This window comes from Acidobacteriota bacterium, assembly GCA_009861545.1.
In the GTDB taxonomy this organism is placed as follows: domain Bacteria; phylum Acidobacteriota; class Vicinamibacteria; order Vicinamibacterales; family UBA8438; genus WTFV01.
This window is the reverse complement of the sequence record VXME01000040.1, coordinates 102581-120501: the sequence shown is the minus strand read 5'-3', so window position 1 is coordinate 120501 and position 17921 is coordinate 102581. Positions and strand designations below refer to the sequence as shown.

The window sequence follows — 17921 nt, the reverse complement described above, 5'->3', positions numbered from 1 at the left end:
CAATAATCCGCGCGAATTTTCGACCGCACGTCGCACCCTTTCGGCCCGCATGGTTCCGCCGTGGTGCCTCGTGTTCTTGCGACGAGCCAGAGGGGAGCCACGAGCCGGAGCCGGCAACGCGTGAAGGGTTCGCGACGATGCTAGACGCCTACATCCCGGTGTTCCTGTTCATCCTGGTGGCCATCGGCTTCGCCATCTTCACGCTGATGGTGTCCCAGGCCGTCCACACGAAACGCTACAACCGGGTGAAGTTCGAGCCGTACGAGTGCGGCATCGAGCCGGAGACCGACGCCCGCGACCGGTACAGCGTCCGCTACTACTTGGTGGCGATGCTCTTCGTCATCTTCGACGTGGAGACGGTCTTCATGTTCCCGTGGGCGGTCGTCATGGACGAGCTGGCGCTGTTCGGCCTGATCGAGATGCTGGTGTTCCTGTTCATCCTGGTGGTCGGCTACGTCTACGCGTGGCGCAAGGGCGCCCTGGACTGGGCCTGACGACAGGCCGGATCGGATAGATGGCGGACGAAACCAAGTCGCAGTCGGGGCAGGACAGCGCCGATTCCCGGCCGCAGACCGCGGGAGCGGGGTCGAAGGTCGCGGAGAAGTCCGCGCCCGCCGCCGGCAAGCCTGCCGCGGCCGGCAAGCCCGCCGCCGAGGCGGCGGCCCGGAAGCCCGCGCCCAAGCCGCGGCCCAAGCCGAAGCCGAAGGCGCCGCCCGAGCCCCCCAAGGCTCCCGAGGATCAGGCCCCGCCGGACGGCATGGAGCTGCCGAAGATGGTGGCCGCCGTTCAGGCCGGCGTGCCGGGCGCGGTTCAGCAGGTCTCCTATTGGGTCGGCGACTGGACGGTCATCGTCGCCGTGGATCGGCTTCTCGACGTGATGCGGTTCCTCAAGGACGACGCTTCGACCTTGTTCGACTACTGCTCCGACGTGACCGCCGCCGACTGGCCGCCGCGCGAGAAGCGCTTCGACGTGGTCTACTGCCTGTACTCGACCCGGCTCCGGCACCGGCTGCGCGTCAAGGTGCGGGTCGGCGAGGAGGATCCGGTCGAGTCGGTGACGCAGCTCTGGCCGGCCGCCGACTGGCTGGAGCGCGAGGTCTACGACCAGTTCGGCATCGATATCGTGAATCATCCCGACCTGCGGCGGATCCTGATGCCGGAGCAATGGCAGGGCTATCCGCAGCGCAAGGACTACCCGCTCGAAGGTCCCGGCGAGCTGCTGATGGAGAATCCGCAGGACTGGCTGCGCTTGCGCAACCTGCCGGACGAGGCCGGCGCGGGCGCCGATGCCGACATCGAGATCGAGTAGACCGCAGGACCCGAGCCGATGACTCTCGAAGCCCCCCGCGCCAGCACGACGCAGTTCGACACGGACGAACTGGTCATCAACATGGGTCCGCAGCACCCGAGCACGCACGGCGTGCTGCGCGTCGTCCTCAAGCTGGACGGCGAGCGGGTGATCGACGCCGACTGCGTGATCGGCTACATCCACCGCGGCATCGAGAAGCTGTCCGAGAACCGTGACTGGACGCAGATCATCCTGCTGACCGACCGGATGGACTACGTCGCCGCGGCGACGAACAACCTCGGCTACTGCCAGACGGTCGAGAAGCTGATGCAGATCGAGGTTCCGCGCCGGGCCCGCTACATCCGGACGGTGCTGGCCGAGCTGCAGCGGATCGCCAGCCACTGCCTGTGGCTGGGCACGCACGCGATGGACATCGGCGCGATGACCGTGCTGCTCTACGCGTTCCGGGAGCGCGAGTTCGTGCTCGACCTGTTCGAGGAGTTCTGCGGTGCGCGCCTGACCTACAACTCGATGCGCATCGGGGGGCTTCCGCTCGACATCCCGCCCGGCTGGGACAAGAAGGCGCTGTCGTTCTGCGACCTGATGGAAGGCAAGCTGAACGACTACGAGACACTGCTGACCAACAACCGGATCTGGCTGAAGCGGACCCGCGACGTGGGCGTCATCAGCGGGGAAGAGGCGATCGGGCTGGGTCTGTGCGGGCCGCCGTTGCGCGGGTCCGGCGTGCCGCGCGACGTGCGCAAGGACGAGCCGTACGCCGCGTACGACGAGCTGGAGTTCAACGTACCGTTGGGGACGCGGGGCGACACCTACGATCGGTATCTCATCCGGATGGACGAGTTCCGCGAGTCCATCCGGCTCATCCGGCAGGCCGTCGAAGGTATTCCGGAAGGTCCGATCATGGGCAAGGTGCCGCGTCTCATCAAGCCGCCGGCGGGCGAGACCTACCACGCCATCGAGTCGCCGAAGGGCGAGCTCGGCTACTTCATCGTCAGCGACGGGAAGTCGACCAACCCGTACCGGTTCCGGGTGCGGCCGCCGTCGTTCTGCAACCTGCAGGGGCTCAAGCGGCTCGTGACGGGACATCTGGTGGCCGACGTGGTCGCGCTGATCGGCACGATAGACATCGTGCTGGGCGAGGTGGATCGCTAGATGCTGGAGACCTTCGTCGTCCCGCTGCTGAAGATCGCAGTGCTGTTGAACGCGGTGCTCGTGGCGGTGACCTTCCTGGTGCTCATGGAGCGCAAGGTCATCGCGTGGGCGCAGTCGCGCCTCGGCCCGATGCGGGTCGGGCCGTACGGCATCCTGCAGGCGATCGCCGACCCCATCAAGCTGATCCTGAAGGAAGACATCACGCCGCGGAAGGCGGACAAGTACGTCTTCACGCTGGCGCCGATCATGAGTCTGGTGCCGGCGCTCGTCGTCTTCTCGGTCATTCCGTTCGGGCCGGACCCGCTCTACGGCTACGTTGCCGACATCAACGTCGGCCTGCTGTTCATCATCTCGGTGACCTCGATCGGCGTCTACGGGATCATCCTGGGCGGTTGGGCTTCGAACAGCAAGTATCCGCTGCTGGCGAGCCTGCGCGCGTCGGCGCAGCTCATCAGCTACGAGATCGCCGTCACGATGACGCTGGTCTCCGTGATCCTGACCACCGGCACGCTCAGCCTGGTCGGCATCGTGGAGGCGCAACGGGAGGGCGGCCTCTGGTTCGCGTTCGTCCAGCCGGTGGCGCTGGTGCTGATCTTCATCGGGGGGCTGGCCGAGACCAACCGGGCGCCGTTCGACCTGCCGGAGGCGGAGACGGAGCTCACCGGCGGGTTCCACACCGAGTACAGCGGTATGCGCTTCTCGCTGTTCTTCCTGGCCGAGTACGCGAACATCATCGTCATCTCGGCGATCGTCGTCATCATGTTCTTCGGGGGCTGGCTGGCGCCGTTCCCGAACGTGGCGGCGCTCTCGTTCCTCGGCCTCGTCCCGTCCTGGATCTGGTTCATCGGCAAGATCTTCCTGTTCCTGTACGTCTTCATCTGGATTCGCGCCACGCTGCCCCGCTATCGGTACGACCAGTTGATGGCGCTCGGCTGGAAGGTGCTCATCCCGCTCGCGATCGGCAACCTTGTGGTGACCGGCATCCTGAAGGTGGCTCTCTAGCCGTGCAGGCGTAACCGATGGTCGAAGCGATAGTGTTCTGGACGCTCGCGGTGCTCATCCTGGGTCTGGGGATCATGGTGATCTCCGCCCGCAGCGCGGTGCACAGCGTGCTCTTCCTGGTGGTGAACTTCCTGCTGGTGGCGTTGCTCTACGTCATGCTCAACGCGGAGTTCGTCGCCGTCATCCAGGTCCTGGTGTACGCGGGCGGCATCGTCGTCCTGTACCTGTTCGTCGTCATGCTCGTCAGCCTGAAGAAGGCCCCGGAGCGTTACTCCGATCCGCGGCGCGTGGCGTGGTCCGGCACGCTCCTCGCCGGTGCCGTGCTCGCCGAGGTCATCGCCATCGTGGCCTACTCCGCCGGCGGCGACTCGACCGCGGCCGAGGGCGGCGGGTTCGGCGCCGATACGCCTTTCGCCGACTGCGGGACGGGGCTCGTAAGCTGCAACACCGAACAGCTCGGCTGGGTGCTGTACACCAGCTACCTTATTCCGTTCGAGGTGGCCTCGATGCTGCTGCTGGTGGCGATGATCGGGGCCATCGTCCTGGCCAAGCGGCACTTGTAGAGGGAAGCGCGTGCTCGAGATCACCCCACTGCACTACAGCCTGTTGTCGGCCGCGCTCTTCATGATCGGCGTGATCGGCGTCCTCGTGCGGCGCAACGTCATCATCATCTTCATGTCGATCGAGCTCATTCTGAACGCGGTCAACATCAACCTGATCGCGCTGTCCGACCGGCTTCAGGATCTCTCCGGACAGGTCTTCGTCGTCTTCGTGATCGCGGTGGCGGCGGCCGAGGCGGCCGTCGGGCTGGGCATCATCATCGCCTTCTACCGCAACAAGGAGACGGTGAACATCGACGAGATCCAGATCATGCGCTGGTGAGCCTGCTGTCATGGAATCAATCTGGCTGATCCCGCTCCTGCCCGGCATCGGCGCCGCCATCAACGGCCTGATAGGGATTCGCTTCTTCGGCAAGCGGCTTGCCGGCGTGCTGGCTTCGTTCATGATGGGCTGGGCGCTGTGGCTCAGCCTCGTGGCCTTCTGGGAGCTGCTCGGGACCGAGGAGCGGTTCCACCAGGTGACGGTGGCGAGCTGGATCCCGCCGATCCCGCTCGACACGGTCGACGGCATCGGCTCGTTCTCGGTGGACTGGTCGTTCACGCTCGATCCGCTGTCGGCGATGATGCTGCTCATCGTCACCGGCATCGGGTTCCTGATCCACATCTACTCCATCGGCTACATCGAGCACGAGCCGCGAGGCGGCGTCGCGCGCTTCTTCTGCTACCTGAACCTGTTCTGCTTCTTCATGCTCACCCTGGTCCTGGGGAGCAACTTCCTGGTCATGTTCGTGGGCTGGGAGGGCGTCGGCCTCTGCTCGTACCTGCTGATCGGCTACTGGTACCAGAAGAAGAGCGCCTCGGACGCGGGGAAGAAGGCGTTCATCGTCAACCGGATCGGCGACTGGGGCTTCGTGCTCGGCGTCTTTCTCGTCTTCTTCACGTTCGGCACGCTCGATTTCCGCGCCGTGGCCGAGGCCGCCTCGCACATGCCGGTGGAGACCGCCGCCGTCGGATTCGGCGTCATCTCGGCCATCTGCCTGTTCCTGTTCATCGGCGCGACGGGCAAGAGCGCCCAGATTCCGCTCTACGTCTGGCTGCCGGATGCGATGGAGGGCCCGACCCCGGTATCGGCCCTGATCCACGCGGCGACGATGGTGACGGCCGGCGTCTACATGGTCTGCCGCAACGCGGTGCTGTTCACCCATGCGCCGATGGTGATGGAGGTCGTCGCGATCGTCGGTGTGCTCACCGCGCTCGTTGCCGCCACCATCGGTCTGGTGCAGACCGACATCAAGCGGGTGCTGGCGTACTCAACCGTCTCGCAGCTCGGCTACATGTTCCTCGCCACGGGCGTCGGCGCCTTCGGCGCGGCCGCCTTTCACCTGATGACCCACGCCTTCTTCAAGGCGCTCCTCTTCCTCGGGAGCGGGTCGGTCATCCACGGGATGAACGAGGAGCAGGACATGCGCCGGATGGGCGGGTTGCGGCAGTACATGCCGGTGACCGCGCTCACGATGGCGATCGGCGCGGTGGCGATAGCCGGCATCCCGCCGTTCTCCGGGTTCTTCAGCAAGGACGAGATCCTGTTCCGCACGTACCTCCACCACGGTGTCTTCGTGCCGGACAAGGTGCTCTGGGGCCTGGGCGTCGTGACGGCGATGCTGACCGCGTTCTACATGTTCCGGCTCATCAACATGACCTTCTTCGGCGCCTACCGCGGCCCGGCGTGGGGACATGGCGCCGAGGATCACGGACACGACGACGATGGGCACGGACATGCGTGGCACGGTCCGCACGAGTCGCCCCGGTGGATGACGATCCCGCTCGTGGTGCTGGCGGTCGGCGCGATGCTGGCGGGCTTCGTCGGCGTGCCAATCGCCTTCGAGGCCGTCTGGCCCTGGACGGCGACGATCGAGCACTTCCTGCATCCGAGCTTCGTGGCGGAGGGCGCGCACGCCGCCGAGGAGGTCCACCACATGTCGCTGCTCGGCGAGCTGGGCCTGATGGCGTTCTCGGTGCTGATCGCACTCGGCGGCATCTGGTTTGCGTACCGGAACTACGTCGAGCGGCCCGAAGAAGCCGAACGCATGGCCGCGAGCTTCGCCGGCCCGCACCGCGTGCTGACCAACAAGTACTACGTCGACGAGCTGTACGACGCGACCGTCGTGCGGGGAACGATGGGCAGCGCCGGCGGCTTGTGGGCCGTCGATCGCCAGGTCGTGGACGGCGCCGTCAACGGGACCGGCTGGACGACCATTGCGGCGGCCTGGGTGTCGCACGTCCTCGACAAGTACGTCGTGGACGGCCTCGTCAACCTGACCGCCTGGCTCTGCGGGGAAGCCAGCTACGCTTTCCGCCGGGCGCAGACCGGCCTGATTCAGAATTACGCGTTCGTCACGCTGCTCGGCGTGTTCGCGTTCGTGACCTGGTTCCTCGTCGCCCGGTAATCGGACACTGTCATGAGTAATGACTCCAGCCTGCTGTCGTTGATTCTGTTCACGCCGCTCGTCGGCGCGCTCGTGCTGCTGTTCGTGCCGAAGCGGCAGGAGGACGTGATCCGCTGGATCGCCAACGTCGCCGTATTCATCGGCTTCCTGGTGTCGTTGCCGCTCTGGTTCCACTACGACACGGCGAATCCGGACTTCCAGTTCGTGGAGCGCCTGCCGTGGATTCCTTCCATCGGCGCGGAGTACTTCCTCGGGGTCGACGGCTTCAGCGTGCTACTGATCCTGCTGACGACGCTGATGGGCGTCATCGCGGTGCTGTCGTCCTGGACCGCGATCACCATGCGGGTCAAGGAGTACTACATCTTCCTGTTGATGCTGCAGACCGGGATGATCGGCGCGTTCGTCTCGCTCGACTTCCTGCTGTTCTTCCTGTTCTGGGAAGTGATGCTGGTGCCGATGTACTTCCTGATCGGCATCTGGGGCAGCGACAACCGGCTGTACTCCGCCATCAAGTTCTTCCTGTTCACCCTGGTCGGCAGTGTCGTCATGCTGCTCGGCATCCTCGCCGTCTACTTCTACAACCACAGCGTCACCGGGGTGTACACGTTCGACGTCACCCAGTTCCACCAGTTGAGCATCCCGGCGGACATGCAGTGGTGGATCTTCCTGGCGTTCTTCCTGGGCTTCGCGGTCAAGGTGCCGATGTTCCCGTTCCACACCTGGCTGCCCGACGCCCACACCGACGCGCCGACTGCGGGCTCGGTCATCCTGGCGGCCGTCCTCCTGAAGATGGGGACGTACGGCTTCATCCGTTTCAGCCTGCCGATTCTGCCGGAGGGGACCGCCGCGTTCGTGCCGCTGGTCGCCGCGCTGTCGATCATCGGGATCGTCTACGGGGCCCTGGTGGCGATGGCGCAACGGGACTGGAAGCGCCTGGTCGCCTACTCCAGCGTCAGCCACATGGGGATGGTGATGCTGGGCATGTTCGCCCTGACGCCGGTGGGCATCACCGGCAGCATCGTCCAGCAGCTCAACCACGGCATCTCGACCGGCGCGCTGTTCCTCATCGTCGGCATCGTGTACGAGCGCCGGCATACCCGGCTCATCGCCGAGTACGGGGGGCTGTCGAAGGTCATGCCGGTCTACGCCGCGGTGTTCCTCATCATGACGATGTCGTCCATCGGGCTGCCGACCCTGAACGGGTTCATCGGCGAGATCCTGATCCTGCAGGGCGTCTTCGTCGTGCAGAAGACCTGGGCGTTCTTCGCCGCGTCCGGCATCGTCCTCGGCGCCGCCTACATGCTCTGGCTGTACCAGCGCACGATGTTCGGCACGGTGGACAATCCCAAGAACGAGAACCTGCCGGATCTCAGCATGCGGGAGTTCGTCACGTTCGTCCCGCTGCTGGTGCTGGCGGTCTGGATCGGGCTCTATCCGAAGCCGTTCCTCGACCGGCTCGAGACCTCGGTGGACAAGGTCATGATGCGCGTGAACAGCGACTATACGCCGCGCTTCGCGGCGCTCGTCGACGGCCGCGGGCCGGGTGGGCCGGTCGTGATCGAGGCGCCGGTACGAGGCGGCGGGCGCTAGTCCTCTTCGCCAGGAGCATCAGGAACAAGCATGCCTGCCGGGTTCACTGCCGCCGACTTCTACTACTTGCTGCCCGAGTTGCTGCTCACGGGCGGGGCGTTGCTCGTCCTCGTGATCGACGTCCTGTTTCCGCGTCGCGAAGAGGCGACCCTGGGCATGACCCTGCTCACCCTGGCCGTGACCGGGGCGGCGGTCGGCGGGTTCACCGGCGTGGACACGACGATCTCGGCCGGGCTGCTGGCGGTCGACGGCTTCGCGACGTTCTTCAAGGTGATCATCATCGTGTCGGCGCTGCTGACGGTCCTGATGTCGCCGTCATACCTGCGCGTCGAGGCCGTCCGCGCCGGCGAGTACTACTTCCTCATCCTCTGTGCGACGCTCGGCATGCTGTTCATGGCGAGCGGCATCGACCTGATCACGCTCTTCATCGGGCTCGAGACGATGGCCATCTCGTTCTACATCCTGGCGGGGTATCTGAAGCCCAACCAGCGGTCGAACGAGGCGTCGGTCAAGTACTTCCTGCTCGGCGCATTCTCGCTCGGCATCCTGCTCTACGGCATGTCGTTGTTCTATGGCGCCACGGGTACGACCCACCTCAGCGGCATGGCCGAGGCGCTGGCCGGGGGCGAGCGGAGCCTGACGGTGTCGCTGGCGCTGGTGCTGCTGGTCGCCGGGATGGGATTCAAGATCGCGGCGGTCCCGTTCCACATGTGGGCGCCGGACGTCTACGAGGGGGCCCCCACTCCGGTGACGGCGTACCTGTCGGTCGGCTCCAAGGCGGCTTCGTTCGCGATGATTCTGCGGATCTTCATCGAGGGACTGCCGAGTCTGGTCGCCGACTGGCAACTGCTCTTCTGGGTGCTCGCCGCGGTCACGATGACCGTGGGCAACATCGCCGCGATCACGCAGAGCAACATCAAGCGCATGCTCGCCTATTCGTCCATCGCGCACGCCGGCTACATCCTGATCGGCGTGGTGGCGGCGACGGAGCGCGGGGTCGCGGCGGCGCTGGTGTATCTCTGGGTCTACGTGTTCATGCAGCTCGGCGCCTTCGCCGTGGTGGCCATGCTGCGGCGGCAGGATGTCATCGGCGACGAGCTCAAGGACCTGAGCGGGCTGTATCTCCGCAAGCCCTTTGCCGCGATCGCCATGTTGATTTTCATGTTGTCGCTCGGCGGCATTCCGCCGACCGCCGGATTCATGGGCAAGCTGTGGCTGTTCGGGGCCGCTATCGAGTCGGGTTTCGTCTGGCTCGCGGTCATCTTCGTCGTCAACAGCGTCATCTCGCTCTACTACTACTACCGGGTCATCGTCTTCATGTGGCTGAAGGACGAGACGGCCGGCTCGGACATCGTGATGAGTCCCGCCATGGCGACCGCACTGGTCATTGCCGTCGTCGGTTCCCTTCTGTTCGGCGTCTATCCCCAGGTTCTGTTCGACCACGCGCAGATCGCCGCCGACATGTTCGGCTCGGCCGTGTCGACTGCGGCGCTCCGGTAGGCCTGGACGTTCCTCCGACGCTCGAGCCAGCCAGAGTCCTGCGCCGCAGGACTCTGGCCGGCGAATGCTCAACGCGACCCGTCGGTCGGGTCGCGCAGGGTCTTGCAGCCGGCGCCCGTGGTGGGGTGGCTGATGTGCGCGGGACGGCGTTCAGCGATGGGGTCGCTGAGCCGGGGGGCCGCCGCCGCCCCGAACAAAGGGCGGCGGGGCTGCCTCACTGAATGCGGTTGGAGTCGACCTGCTGCAGCGCCTCGTCGATGAGCGCCGCGTTGTCTTCCCGGGTCAGGTTCCGGCGGATGAGCTTCGAGGCAATCATCACCGACAGCTCCACCGCCTCCCGGCGAAGCTCGGAAACGGTACGATCCCGTTCCAACTGGATCTGCTGCTGAGCGTCGCGCTTGATCGCCTGTGCTTCCTGCTGCGCGAGTTCGCGCAGTTCCTGTCGGATTTTCGCACCGTCCGCCCGTGCCTCCGACAGGATGGCGTCGGCTTCGGTGCGAGCCTTGCCGATGAGGGCGCTGGTCGTCGACTGCAACTCCGCCAGCTCGCGCTTGGCGGTGTCGGCGTCGTCGAGTGACTTGCGGATCCCGGCCTTCCGTTCCTCGAGCGCCGCGAGGAGCGGTCCCCACGCGAACTTCTTCAGCAGGAACAGCAGCGTCAGGAAGACCGCTATGGTCCAGAAGAACAGTCCCGGATCGAGCTGGACGAGCGGATTGTCCATGATCCGATTCCTACAGCATGAGGATCAGAATGAAGACCTCGGCCAGAATCGCGACGCCTTCGAGCAAGAACAGCGGCAGGTTGATGGCGCCGGTAATCTGCGCCGCGGCGTTCGGTTGCCTTGCGATACCCTCGGCGGCGGCGGCGGCGAATCTGCCGATTCCCAGACCCGCACCGATCACGATCATCCCGAGTCCCAATCCCGCACCGAGCAGGTGAAGCTCTTCCATTCAGGTAACCTCCGTTTCCCTAGTGATGCACGTTGATGGCCATGCCGATGAACACGGCCGACAGCAGCGTGAAGACATACGCCTGGACGAAGACGATGATGATCTCGAGTGCGTTGATGCCGACGGCAAGCGGTATCGAGGCGACGATGCCGACCCCGATGCCGGCCGCGGAACCGAACTGCTCCGTGAAGATGAACACGAACGACAGAATCGCCAGGATCGCGATGTGTCCGCCGGTCATGTTGGCGGCCAGTCGCATCGTGAGCGCAAACGGCTTGACGAACATGCCCATGATCTCGATCGGGATCAGCAGAATGTAGAGCGGCCAGGCGAGTCCGTGGGGCACCAGGTTGATCCAGTGCCGGATGAAGCCGTGGGCCAGGCTGCCGGCGACGATGATCGAGACGAACGTGATGGTGGCAAGGGCCGCGGTGACGTTGAAGTTTCCCGTAGCGGTCGTCCCGCCGTGAACGATGTTCTTGATGAGCGAGTGCTCGCCGGTATGCAGCACGTAGTGGTCGATCAGACCGAGCACCTCGAAGATCGGAATCAGCCCGATCATGTTCGCGCCCAGGATGAAGAAGAAGAAGGTGAGCACGAGCGGCGCCCACGTTCCGACGTACTTCGCGCCCACGTTCGGCAGTACGATCGAGTCCCGGATGAACTCGACGACGAACTCCAGGGCGTTCATGAAGCCGCCCGGTACGAGTCGGTCCTGCCGCAGGTAGCGCCGCACGGCGGTCGTGACCAGCAGGAAGACCGCGGTCGCCACCAGGAGCAGCATGAAGACGTGCTTCGTCACCGAGAAGTCGATGCCGAGGAGCGGCGGCAGATGCAGGATCGGGTGCTCGAACGAGCTGTTCGCGACGTGCTCGATGATCACTTCGCCTGCATTGAATCCTTCCGCGGCGTGATCGCCGGCGTGTTCCGCGGCTTCGACGTGTCCGGCGGCTTGTTCCGTCGCTTCGGTGTGGTCGGGTTGCTGCATGCTTCTGTTGAAGTCTGGATGCGTCAGGTGGAAGGTCCGCTCCGGTCTCGTCCGGTCAACCGGCTTGCAGGCGTTGCAACTGCACGGCCTCGGTGAGGTGCAGAACCACGAACGAGACGGCGAAGGCGCCGATGAACCACGTCCTGTCGAGCGAAAAGGCGCCGACGGTCACGGTCAGGTAGACGGCGAAGAACACGAGCTTCCCCAGGAACGCATAAACCATCAATCGCGACAAGCGCTCCGGACTGCGTCGGTGCGCGCTTTCCATCAGTCTCCACGAGCCAAGGGCGACGACCAGCGGGGCCAACAGCCCGAGCATGATCTCGACCGCCGCATCGGACACGACCAGCGCCAGCAGTGCGCTCCCAGTGGCCAGAATCGCGGCCGCTATCCAGACGGTCCCCATCAGTCACGGCTTCCAGACCGTCTTCGCCAGCTCGTAGAACCCGACGACCAGTCCGGTCAACAGACCCGCCAGCAGCCCCCAGGGTTCCGTCCCCTGCCAGCGGTCTACCAGATGTCCTCCGCCACCGAGCAGGAGAACGGCTCCAATCAACGAATAGCTGGCCGTTGCAGCCGGTCCGGCCCTGCGGATATTGTCTTGCAGATGCCGCAGGGACCCGGCTACGAACGACTCCCGCTCGCCGGGCATTCTCTTTCCCGCCACCGGCGCGCTTCGAGGGCCGCCGGCCCTGCAGCCGAAGCAATCTGATATGGCGACCGCCCTCCGCGACCGAACAAACAGCCAATGATACCAAGGGGCCACCGATGAGGCAACGCACGGGGGCAATCCGTTCCGCCGCGGTGCCGGGACGGCGCCCGTGGTGAGCCGCGGAACGCTCCGCATCAGCCTGACCCCGCTCGATGCGCTTCTGCTGCTCCTGGTGCTGATCTGGGGCAGCAACTTTTCGGTCGTCAAGTCCGCCATCGAGGAGATTCCGGCCTTCGCGTTCAACGCACTGCGGATCGCGACGGCGTGTGTGGTGCTTCTGTGCGCCTCGCGTCTGTCCGGCGAGGCGGTTCCCGCCCGCCGCGACTGGCCGGCGCTGGTGGCTCTGGGCGCGGTTGGCCATTGCGGCTATCAGTTGGCTTTCGTCAGCGGTCTGGCGCGCACTACCGTCGCCAACAGCTCGTTGATCCTCGGTTGCATGCCGATCGCCGTGCTGGCGCTCAACGCGCTGAGTCGGCGGCGGGAAGCGGTCGGCGGGCGTCAGTGGCTGGGGGTCGCGCTTGCCGTGGCCGGCGTCTATCTGGTGGCCGGGCGGGGGGCCGGCGCCACGCCGACGACGCTCACCGGCGACGCCATGACGCTGGTCGCCCTCTGGTGCTGGGCCTGGTACACGACCGGATCGCGGGCGCTGCTGGTACGCTACTCGCCGCTTCAGTTGTCGGCCTACGCCACGCTGGTCGGCACGCTGTGCTACGCGCCGTTCGGGGTGCCCGATCTGCTGGAGCTCGACTGGGGAGCCGTCAGCGGCTGGGCGTGGGTGGCGCTCGTCGTCTCGGGGTTCCTGGCGCTCTCCGTGGCGCACATCATCTGGTACACCGGCGTCAAGAGACTCGGCAGCGCCCGGACCTCGGTCTACTCCAATCTCGTGCCGGTCGCCGCCATGGCGGTCGGGGCCGTCTGGCTGGGAGAGCCGCTCGGGGCTGCCCGCATCGGCGGCGCCGTACTCGTGCTGGGCGGCCTGGTGCTGACGAGGGCGGAGGGATCGGCCGCTCCCGCCCCCGTCACCACACGGTGAATTCGTAGCACCCGGGGGCGACCAGCATCCGCCGTTCGTCCGGGAAGTGCAGGCTCGACGGGTGCACGACGCCCGCCGCCTGCAGGCGGACCGTGCGAATCTTCTCGCCGGACGGATCGTAGACGTAGAGGAACGGCGTCGACAGGGCGACCCACAGGTTGCCGGTACGGTCGACCGCGGCGGTGCGGACCGTGGGCGGAACCAGCGGCAGTTCCCGGCCGCGGTCGTCCGGGCGGGTGGGCCAGACCGTCGGAAGCGCGTTGATCAGTGGATCCAGCTCGACGCCTTCGATGTGACGTTCGAAGAGCAGGGTCCCGGCGCTGTCGTACTTGCGGAAGAGCGGCCGACCCGACTGGAAGACGAAATAGTGTTCGCCGAACGGGTCCGCGAGCGGCAACCCGCTGTTCAGGGCGAGATGCAGGTCGCGATTGGCTTCGTGACCCGTCGAGCGGAAGGAGCCGAACGTCTGGTACGGATGCCCGTTCAGGCTGAAGCGGGTGATCAGTCCGCCGATCTCCGGCTGGTTCATCAGCATCGACCGGCCGGTGAATTCCAGCGAGCCGATGCCGTTCAGGACGATCGGGCCGAGGGTGAGTCGCGGCGCGGCACGACCCGGCAGCCGGAAGCTGCCCAGGCGCCCGCCGTCGAGATCGAAGATCTGGACGCGTTCCCGGCCGCCGGGCGCGTCCGCGACGACGAACCGGGAGCCGGGCCCGAGATCGAACGTGCTCGCGCCCAGGATCCGGCCGTCTTCGGGACCGACCTGTACGAGCCGCGTGGTTACGGTGCGGTCAGGGGCGATCCGATGGACCGCATGCCCGCGCCGGTCGAACACGAAGTACCGCCCGTCGGGCGCCTGCTGGAAGACGCTCGGTTCACGGAACGTGCCGACGATGTGCGGTGGCAGACCGCCGGTGGAGTGCAGGATCTCGACGTGGTGCGAGGCCTCCGGTGCGGGAGTGACGAGCGGTGCGAACGCCAAGGCCAGGGCCGTCGCTCCGGCGAGCCGGCAGATGCTGGCGATCGCGCGGGTACGGGCCGGTGGGTCCAGCGGGGTCTCCTTCGTCAGTAGCGAGCGGTCGCTCTGATGGTGTCCAGCACGTCGTCCGCCTGCGGCAGGATGGCCTCTTCGAGAACGGGACTGTAGGCGACCGGGCAGTCCAACGCCCCCAGGCGCTTGACGGGGGCGTCGAGGTGCTCGAACAGCTCGTCGGCGATCCGTGCAGCGAGCTCGGCCCCGAAACCGCACGTCAACTGGTCTTCGTGCGCGATCACGACCCGGCTGGTCGCTCGCACGGCTTCGGCGATGCCCTCCCAGTCGTACGGTACGATCGTGCGCAGGTCGATCACCCGAACGTCGATTCCCTCCTGGCTGGCGCGCTCGGCGGCCAGCAGCGACCTCTGTACGAGAGCGCCCCAGGTCAGCACGGTGACGTCGGCGCCGTCCCGCCGGACGGCGGCCCGCGCGAACGGCAGCGTGTAGTCGGCTCCCGGATAGATTCCCTTGTTGTAGGTCTGGCGATAGAGGTGCTTGTGCTCGAGGAAAAGGACCGGGTCGTCCGCCCGGATCGCCGTACGGAGCAGGCCGGCCGCGTCCTCGGCGGTCGACGGAAAGGCGATGCGCAGCCCTGGGCAGTGCGCAAAGATGCTCTCGCCGGACTGACTGTGATAAAGGGCGCCGCCCTTCAGGTAGCCGCCGATCGGGACACGGATGACGACCGGGCAGGACCAGTCGTTGTTCGAGCGGTAGCGCAGCATGCAGAGCTCATCCCGTATCTGCATCATGGCCGGCCAGATGTAGTCGAAGAACTGGATCTCCACCACCGGCTTCAGACCGCGCACCGCCATGCCGATCGCCCGTCCGACGATATTCGCCTCGGCGAGCGGAGAATTGAAGACTCGCTCTCGGCCGTACTCCCGTTGCAGTCCGAGCGTTGCCTTGAACACGCCTCCCTTGCCGGTTACCTCGGAGAGGATCTCCGGACGGCTGGCGTCGGCGACGTCCTCGCCGAAGACGACGATACGGGGGTCGCGCGCCATCTCGTCCTTGAGCGTGCGGTTGATGGCGGAGACCATCGTCTCCGGCGTGCCGGATGGGGCCGGGGCGGCCGCGGCCTCGAACGCGTCGGAAGCCGGGTCGACCGTCGGGGAGTACACGTACAGCGCGGCCGTCGACGCATCCGGCTTCGGGGCGGCGACGGCGCGGTCCGATGCGTCCTGCACCTCGCGGTCGACGTCGGCCGCGACCGCGTCGAGCTCGACCTCCGTCGCGTGCCCGGCGGCCACCAGGAAGTCGGCGAACCGGCGCAGAGGATCGCGCGCCGCCTCCGCTTCCCGTTCGGCGGCGCTCTTGTAGTGACGCTCGTCGTCCGACATCGAGTGCGAGTACGGACGCGTGACGTGCGCGTGGACCAGTGCGGGGCCGGAACGGCCCCGCGCCCACGCCACGGCTTCGCTCATGGCGCGGAAGCTGGCGACGCCGTCGGTTCCGTCGACGCGGATGACGTGCAGGCCGGGGAACGCCTCGATCAGATCCGAGATATCACCGCCGGGCGTCTGCACCTCGACCGGCACGGAGATCGCGTATCCGTTGTCCTCAACCAGGTAGACGACCGGAAGCCGTCCCGTGCAGGCCGTATTGAGCGATTCCCAGAACTCGCCCCCGCTCGTCTGGCCGTCGCCGAGCGAGACGAGCACGACATCGCCGTCGGGGGGAGACGAATCGGATTCGATGCCGAGAAGTCGTGGCAGGAGCTCTCCCGCCTCGGCCGCGCCGACCGCGTGCAGGCACTGCGTGGTGCACGCACTCGAGGGGGACACGATGCGCAACGTCGGCGAGCTCCAGTGGGTCGGCATCTGCCGGCCGCCGGAGTTGGGATCGTCCTTCGCGCCCACGGCGTTGAGCAGCATGTCGTGGGCCGTCAGACCGAGCGTCAGGCACAACGCCCGGTCGCGGTAGTACGGGAAAACCCAGTCGCGGCCCGGCCGCAGGGCCAGTCCGGCCGCCACCTGCACGGCCTCGTGCCCGGCTCCGCTGATCTGGAAGTAGCTGAGGCTCTGGTTCTTGAGCTGCAGCTCCCGGTCGTCGAGACGGCGCGACAGCAGCATCGTGCGGTAGAAGCCGATGAACCGCTCGCGCGACAGCTCGCCGACAGGGCCGCCGACCGCGAGGGCTGCGCGGGCGGCAGGCTCGTTCGTGAGCGCTGGTCCCTTCATGGTGCGGAGTCCTTGCGGTGGGCGGGTGCGGGCGACAGTCGGCTCGATCGAGTATCGTGCACGACTCTCGATTATATCACGCGGCCGCGGCCCGGCGGCCCTTCGCGAGGGCGGCGTAAACCGTTCCCTGTCAACAGTTACGATCAGGTGACCCAGGCCGCGGGGGAGGAACCGATGCCGTCGAACGCCGTCGTTCATCGTTGGGCCGCGCTCGATCTCGACAAGGTCACGGAGCTGATCTCCCGGAAGATCGTGTCGGGAGAGCGGCAGATGCTGGTGCAGGTCTATCTGAAGCGGGGTGCGCACGTGCCGGCGCACCGGCACGTGAGCGAGCAGTTGCAATACGTGCTCGAGGGCGCCCTGCGCTGCATGGTCGGAGGCGAGGAGATCGTCGTGCACGAGGGAGAGGTACTGGTGATTCCGGCAGGGGTGCGGCATCAGGCCGAGGCACTGGCGGATACGTTCGCGCTCGATCTCTTCTGTCCGGTGCGGACGGAGTGGCTGGCGCCCACCGGCCGCGGTCCTGCCGGTGACCCGCCGCAGTAGCTAATGCACGCGGTCGTTCCAGTTGCCGTCGCCGCGCGGATAGTCGTCCCAATCCCGGCCGCCCCGGCCCTGGTAGACGTCGAAGCGCTTCCGGAGACGCGCCATCTTCCACTTGACGTAGCGGTACTTGATGTCGGCGATGACGCCGATCCGTCCCAGCCTCATCCGTCCACCGCCGATCCGACCGGCCGCTGCGCCGCGCATCCGCAGGTACAGGAAGCCGACCAGCAGCCCGCCGAGATGGGCGATGTGCGCGACCCCATCTCCGCGGGGCACGGACAGGAACGCCACGGCGCCGATGATCATCACGAAGTACTTCGCCGGCACGGGAAAGAGGAAGAACATCAGGATGGGCGTTTCCGGGTAGATCAGCGCGAACGCCATCAGCAACCCGTAGACCGCGCCCGAGGCGCCGATCGTCACGGCAGCGTAGGTCGGATCGGCGAAAGCGAACGGCAGCAGCGACACCGCGATGGTCGAAAGTCCCGCCCCGATGCCGGTGACGAAGTAGTAGCGCAGGAAGAACCGGGAGCCCCAGAGCCGCTCCAACTGCACGCCGAACATCCAGAGCACCAGCATGTTCAGCAGCACGTGCCCCATGCCGCCGTGCAAGAACATGTAGGTGACCGGCTGCCAGATCCAGAACCGGGTGAGGACCGCCTGCGGCGTCAGTCCGAAGACGCCGGCGATCGAGTAGAAGAGCGACGGGGCGAGCGCGGTCAGCAGGAACGGACCGACGTTGGCCCACAGCAGCATCTTGACCGCGGGCGTCATCAGGCCGGGTCCGAAGGAGTAGTGGCTGCCGCCGTAGTGCATCGGTCGCATCGCGCCCATCGTACCATTCTCAGGGGCCGATGCGCCGGATTCGGCTGCCGGGAGTCGCTCCGGCGGACCGCGAGCGACCGTGCCGCAGCAG

General features: G+C 66.4%; 19 protein-coding genes. 11 read left to right on the top strand and 8 right to left on the bottom strand.

Annotated features, from left to right (window positions below; all coding sequences use genetic code 11):
- Window positions 1-137: 137 nt before the first annotated feature.
- From F4X11_05790 to F4X11_05750, 9 genes are all read left to right on the top strand, one after another.
- On the top strand, window positions 138-494 hold the full coding sequence (locus tag F4X11_05790; protein ID MYN64527.1) for an NADH-quinone oxidoreductase subunit A: 357 nt from the start codon (window positions 138-140) through the stop codon (window positions 492-494).
- A gap of 263 nt (window positions 495-757) precedes the next feature.
- Complete coding sequence (locus F4X11_05785) at window positions 758-1309, top strand: NADH-quinone oxidoreductase subunit C (protein MYN64526.1); 552 nt, start codon at window positions 758-760, stop codon at window positions 1307-1309.
- 18 nt (window positions 1310-1327) lie between these two features.
- Complete coding sequence (locus F4X11_05780; GenBank protein ID MYN64525.1) at window positions 1328-2461, top strand: NADH-quinone oxidoreductase subunit D; 1134 nt, start codon at window positions 1328-1330, stop codon at window positions 2459-2461.
- The gene (nuoH, locus tag F4X11_05775; protein MYN64524.1) at window positions 2462-3463 is read left to right on the top strand and encodes an NADH-quinone oxidoreductase subunit NuoH; all 1002 of its coding nucleotides are present in this window, start codon (window positions 2462-2464) and stop codon (window positions 3461-3463) included.
- A gap of 17 nt (window positions 3464-3480) precedes the next feature.
- Window positions 3481-4026, top strand: a complete 546-nt coding sequence (locus F4X11_05770; protein MYN64523.1) for an NADH-quinone oxidoreductase subunit J — start codon at window positions 3481-3483, stop codon at window positions 4024-4026.
- 10 nt (window positions 4027-4036) lie between these two features.
- On the top strand, window positions 4037-4345 hold the full coding sequence (nuoK, locus tag F4X11_05765) for an NADH-quinone oxidoreductase subunit NuoK (protein MYN64522.1): 309 nt from the start codon (window positions 4037-4039) through the stop codon (window positions 4343-4345).
- A 10-nt stretch (window positions 4346-4355) separates the two neighbouring features.
- Window positions 4356-6470, top strand: a complete 2115-nt coding sequence (gene nuoL / locus F4X11_05760) for an NADH-quinone oxidoreductase subunit L (protein ID MYN64521.1) — start codon at window positions 4356-4358, stop codon at window positions 6468-6470.
- Window positions 6471-6482: 12 nt separating this feature from the next.
- Window positions 6483-8060 (top strand): NADH-quinone oxidoreductase subunit M, encoded by a 1578-nt coding sequence (locus F4X11_05755; GenBank protein ID MYN64520.1) that lies wholly within the window; start codon window positions 6483-6485, stop codon window positions 8058-8060.
- Window positions 8061-8090: 30 nt separating this feature from the next.
- Complete coding sequence (locus F4X11_05750) at window positions 8091-9560, top strand: NADH-quinone oxidoreductase subunit N (GenBank protein ID MYN64519.1); 1470 nt, start codon at window positions 8091-8093, stop codon at window positions 9558-9560.
- Between the two features lie 214 nt (window positions 9561-9774).
- Here the strand turns inward: F4X11_05750 and atpF are convergent, their stop codons facing one another.
- From atpF to F4X11_05725, 5 genes are read right to left on the bottom strand one after another with little or no spacing between them, the layout of a single operon-like run.
- Window positions 9775-10281 carry a F0F1 ATP synthase subunit B gene (atpF, locus tag F4X11_05745; GenBank protein ID MYN64518.1) on the bottom strand — a complete coding sequence of 169 codons (507 nt, stop codon included), beginning with the start codon at window positions 10279-10281 and terminating at the stop codon, window positions 9775-9777.
- A 10-nt stretch (window positions 10282-10291) separates the two neighbouring features.
- Window positions 10292-10510, bottom strand: coding sequence for an ATP synthase F0 subunit C (locus F4X11_05740; protein MYN64517.1), 219 nt, complete (start codon window positions 10508-10510; stop codon window positions 10292-10294).
- Window positions 10511-10529: 19 nt separating this feature from the next.
- Window positions 10530-11498, bottom strand: coding sequence for a F0F1 ATP synthase subunit A (gene atpB, locus F4X11_05735; GenBank protein MYN64516.1), 969 nt, complete (start codon window positions 11496-11498; stop codon window positions 10530-10532).
- A 55-nt stretch (window positions 11499-11553) separates the two neighbouring features.
- Window positions 11554-11904 (bottom strand): hypothetical protein, encoded by a 351-nt coding sequence (locus F4X11_05730; GenBank protein ID MYN64515.1) that lies wholly within the window; start codon window positions 11902-11904, stop codon window positions 11554-11556.
- Window positions 11905-11907: 3 nt separating this feature from the next.
- Window positions 11908-12150 (bottom strand): hypothetical protein, encoded by a 243-nt coding sequence (locus F4X11_05725; protein MYN64514.1) that lies wholly within the window; start codon window positions 12148-12150, stop codon window positions 11908-11910.
- A 169-nt stretch (window positions 12151-12319) separates the two neighbouring features.
- Here F4X11_05725 and F4X11_05720 point away from each other — a divergent pair, with 169 nt between their 5' ends.
- Window positions 12320-13243 carry a DMT family transporter gene (locus F4X11_05720; protein ID MYN64513.1) on the top strand — a complete coding sequence of 308 codons (924 nt, stop codon included), beginning with the start codon at window positions 12320-12322 and terminating at the stop codon, window positions 13241-13243.
- Here F4X11_05720 and F4X11_05715 read toward each other — a convergent pair.
- Both F4X11_05715 and F4X11_05710 read right to left on the bottom strand, forming a co-directional pair.
- Window positions 13230-14225: a hypothetical protein gene (locus tag F4X11_05715; GenBank protein ID MYN64512.1), complete on the bottom strand. Its 996-nt coding sequence runs from the start codon at window positions 14223-14225 to the stop codon at window positions 13230-13232. The genes F4X11_05720 and F4X11_05715 overlap by 14 nt on opposite strands.
- A gap of 83 nt (window positions 14226-14308) precedes the next feature.
- Entirely contained in the window at window positions 14309-16459 is a 2151-nt protein-coding gene (locus F4X11_05710; protein ID MYN64511.1) for a dehydrogenase, read from the bottom strand.
- A 174-nt stretch (window positions 16460-16633) separates the two neighbouring features.
- Between F4X11_05710 and F4X11_05705 the strand changes: the two genes are divergently transcribed.
- The gene (locus F4X11_05705; protein MYN64510.1) at window positions 16634-17005 is read left to right on the top strand and encodes a cupin domain-containing protein; all 372 of its coding nucleotides are present in this window, start codon (window positions 16634-16636) and stop codon (window positions 17003-17005) included.
- Here the strand turns inward: F4X11_05705 and F4X11_05700 are convergent, their stop codons facing one another.
- On the bottom strand, window positions 17006-17839 hold the full coding sequence (locus tag F4X11_05700; protein MYN64509.1) for a rhomboid family intramembrane serine protease: 834 nt from the start codon (window positions 17837-17839) through the stop codon (window positions 17006-17008).
- Window positions 17840-17921: the final 82 nt, after the last annotated feature.

Coding starts and splice junctions, on each gene's coding strand:
- F4X11_05790 (MYN64527.1), top strand. CDS start 138: ATGCTAGACGCCTACATCCCGGTGTTCCTGTTCATCCTGGTGGCCATC.
- F4X11_05785 (MYN64526.1), top strand. CDS start 758: ATGGAGCTGCCGAAGATGGTGGCCGCCGTTCAGGCCGGCGTGCCGGGC.
- F4X11_05780 (MYN64525.1), top strand. CDS start 1,328: ATGACTCTCGAAGCCCCCCGCGCCAGCACGACGCAGTTCGACACGGAC.
- nuoH (MYN64524.1), top strand. CDS start 2,462: ATGCTGGAGACCTTCGTCGTCCCGCTGCTGAAGATCGCAGTGCTGTTG.
- F4X11_05770 (MYN64523.1), top strand. CDS start 3,481: ATGGTCGAAGCGATAGTGTTCTGGACGCTCGCGGTGCTCATCCTGGGT.
- nuoL (MYN64521.1), top strand. CDS start 4,356: ATGGAATCAATCTGGCTGATCCCGCTCCTGCCCGGCATCGGCGCCGCC.
- F4X11_05755 (MYN64520.1), top strand. CDS start 6,483: ATGAGTAATGACTCCAGCCTGCTGTCGTTGATTCTGTTCACGCCGCTC.
- F4X11_05750 (MYN64519.1), top strand. CDS start 8,091: ATGCCTGCCGGGTTCACTGCCGCCGACTTCTACTACTTGCTGCCCGAG.
- atpF (MYN64518.1), bottom strand. CDS start 10,281: ATGGACAATCCGCTCGTCCAGCTCGATCCGGGACTGTTCTTCTGGACC.
- F4X11_05740 (MYN64517.1), bottom strand. CDS start 10,510: ATGGAAGAGCTTCACCTGCTCGGTGCGGGATTGGGACTCGGGATGATC.
- atpB (MYN64516.1), bottom strand. CDS start 11,498: ATGCAGCAACCCGACCACACCGAAGCGACGGAACAAGCCGCCGGACAC.
- F4X11_05730 (MYN64515.1), bottom strand. CDS start 11,904: ATGGGGACCGTCTGGATAGCGGCCGCGATTCTGGCCACTGGGAGCGCA.
- F4X11_05725 (MYN64514.1), bottom strand. CDS start 12,150: ATGCCCGGCGAGCGGGAGTCGTTCGTAGCCGGGTCCCTGCGGCATCTG.
- F4X11_05710 (MYN64511.1), bottom strand. CDS start 16,459: ATGAAGGGACCAGCGCTCACGAACGAGCCTGCCGCCCGCGCAGCCCTC.
- F4X11_05705 (MYN64510.1), top strand. CDS start 16,634: ATGCCGTCGAACGCCGTCGTTCATCGTTGGGCCGCGCTCGATCTCGAC.
- F4X11_05700 (MYN64509.1), bottom strand. CDS start 17,839: ATGGGCGCGATGCGACCGATGCACTACGGCGGCAGCCACTACTCCTTC.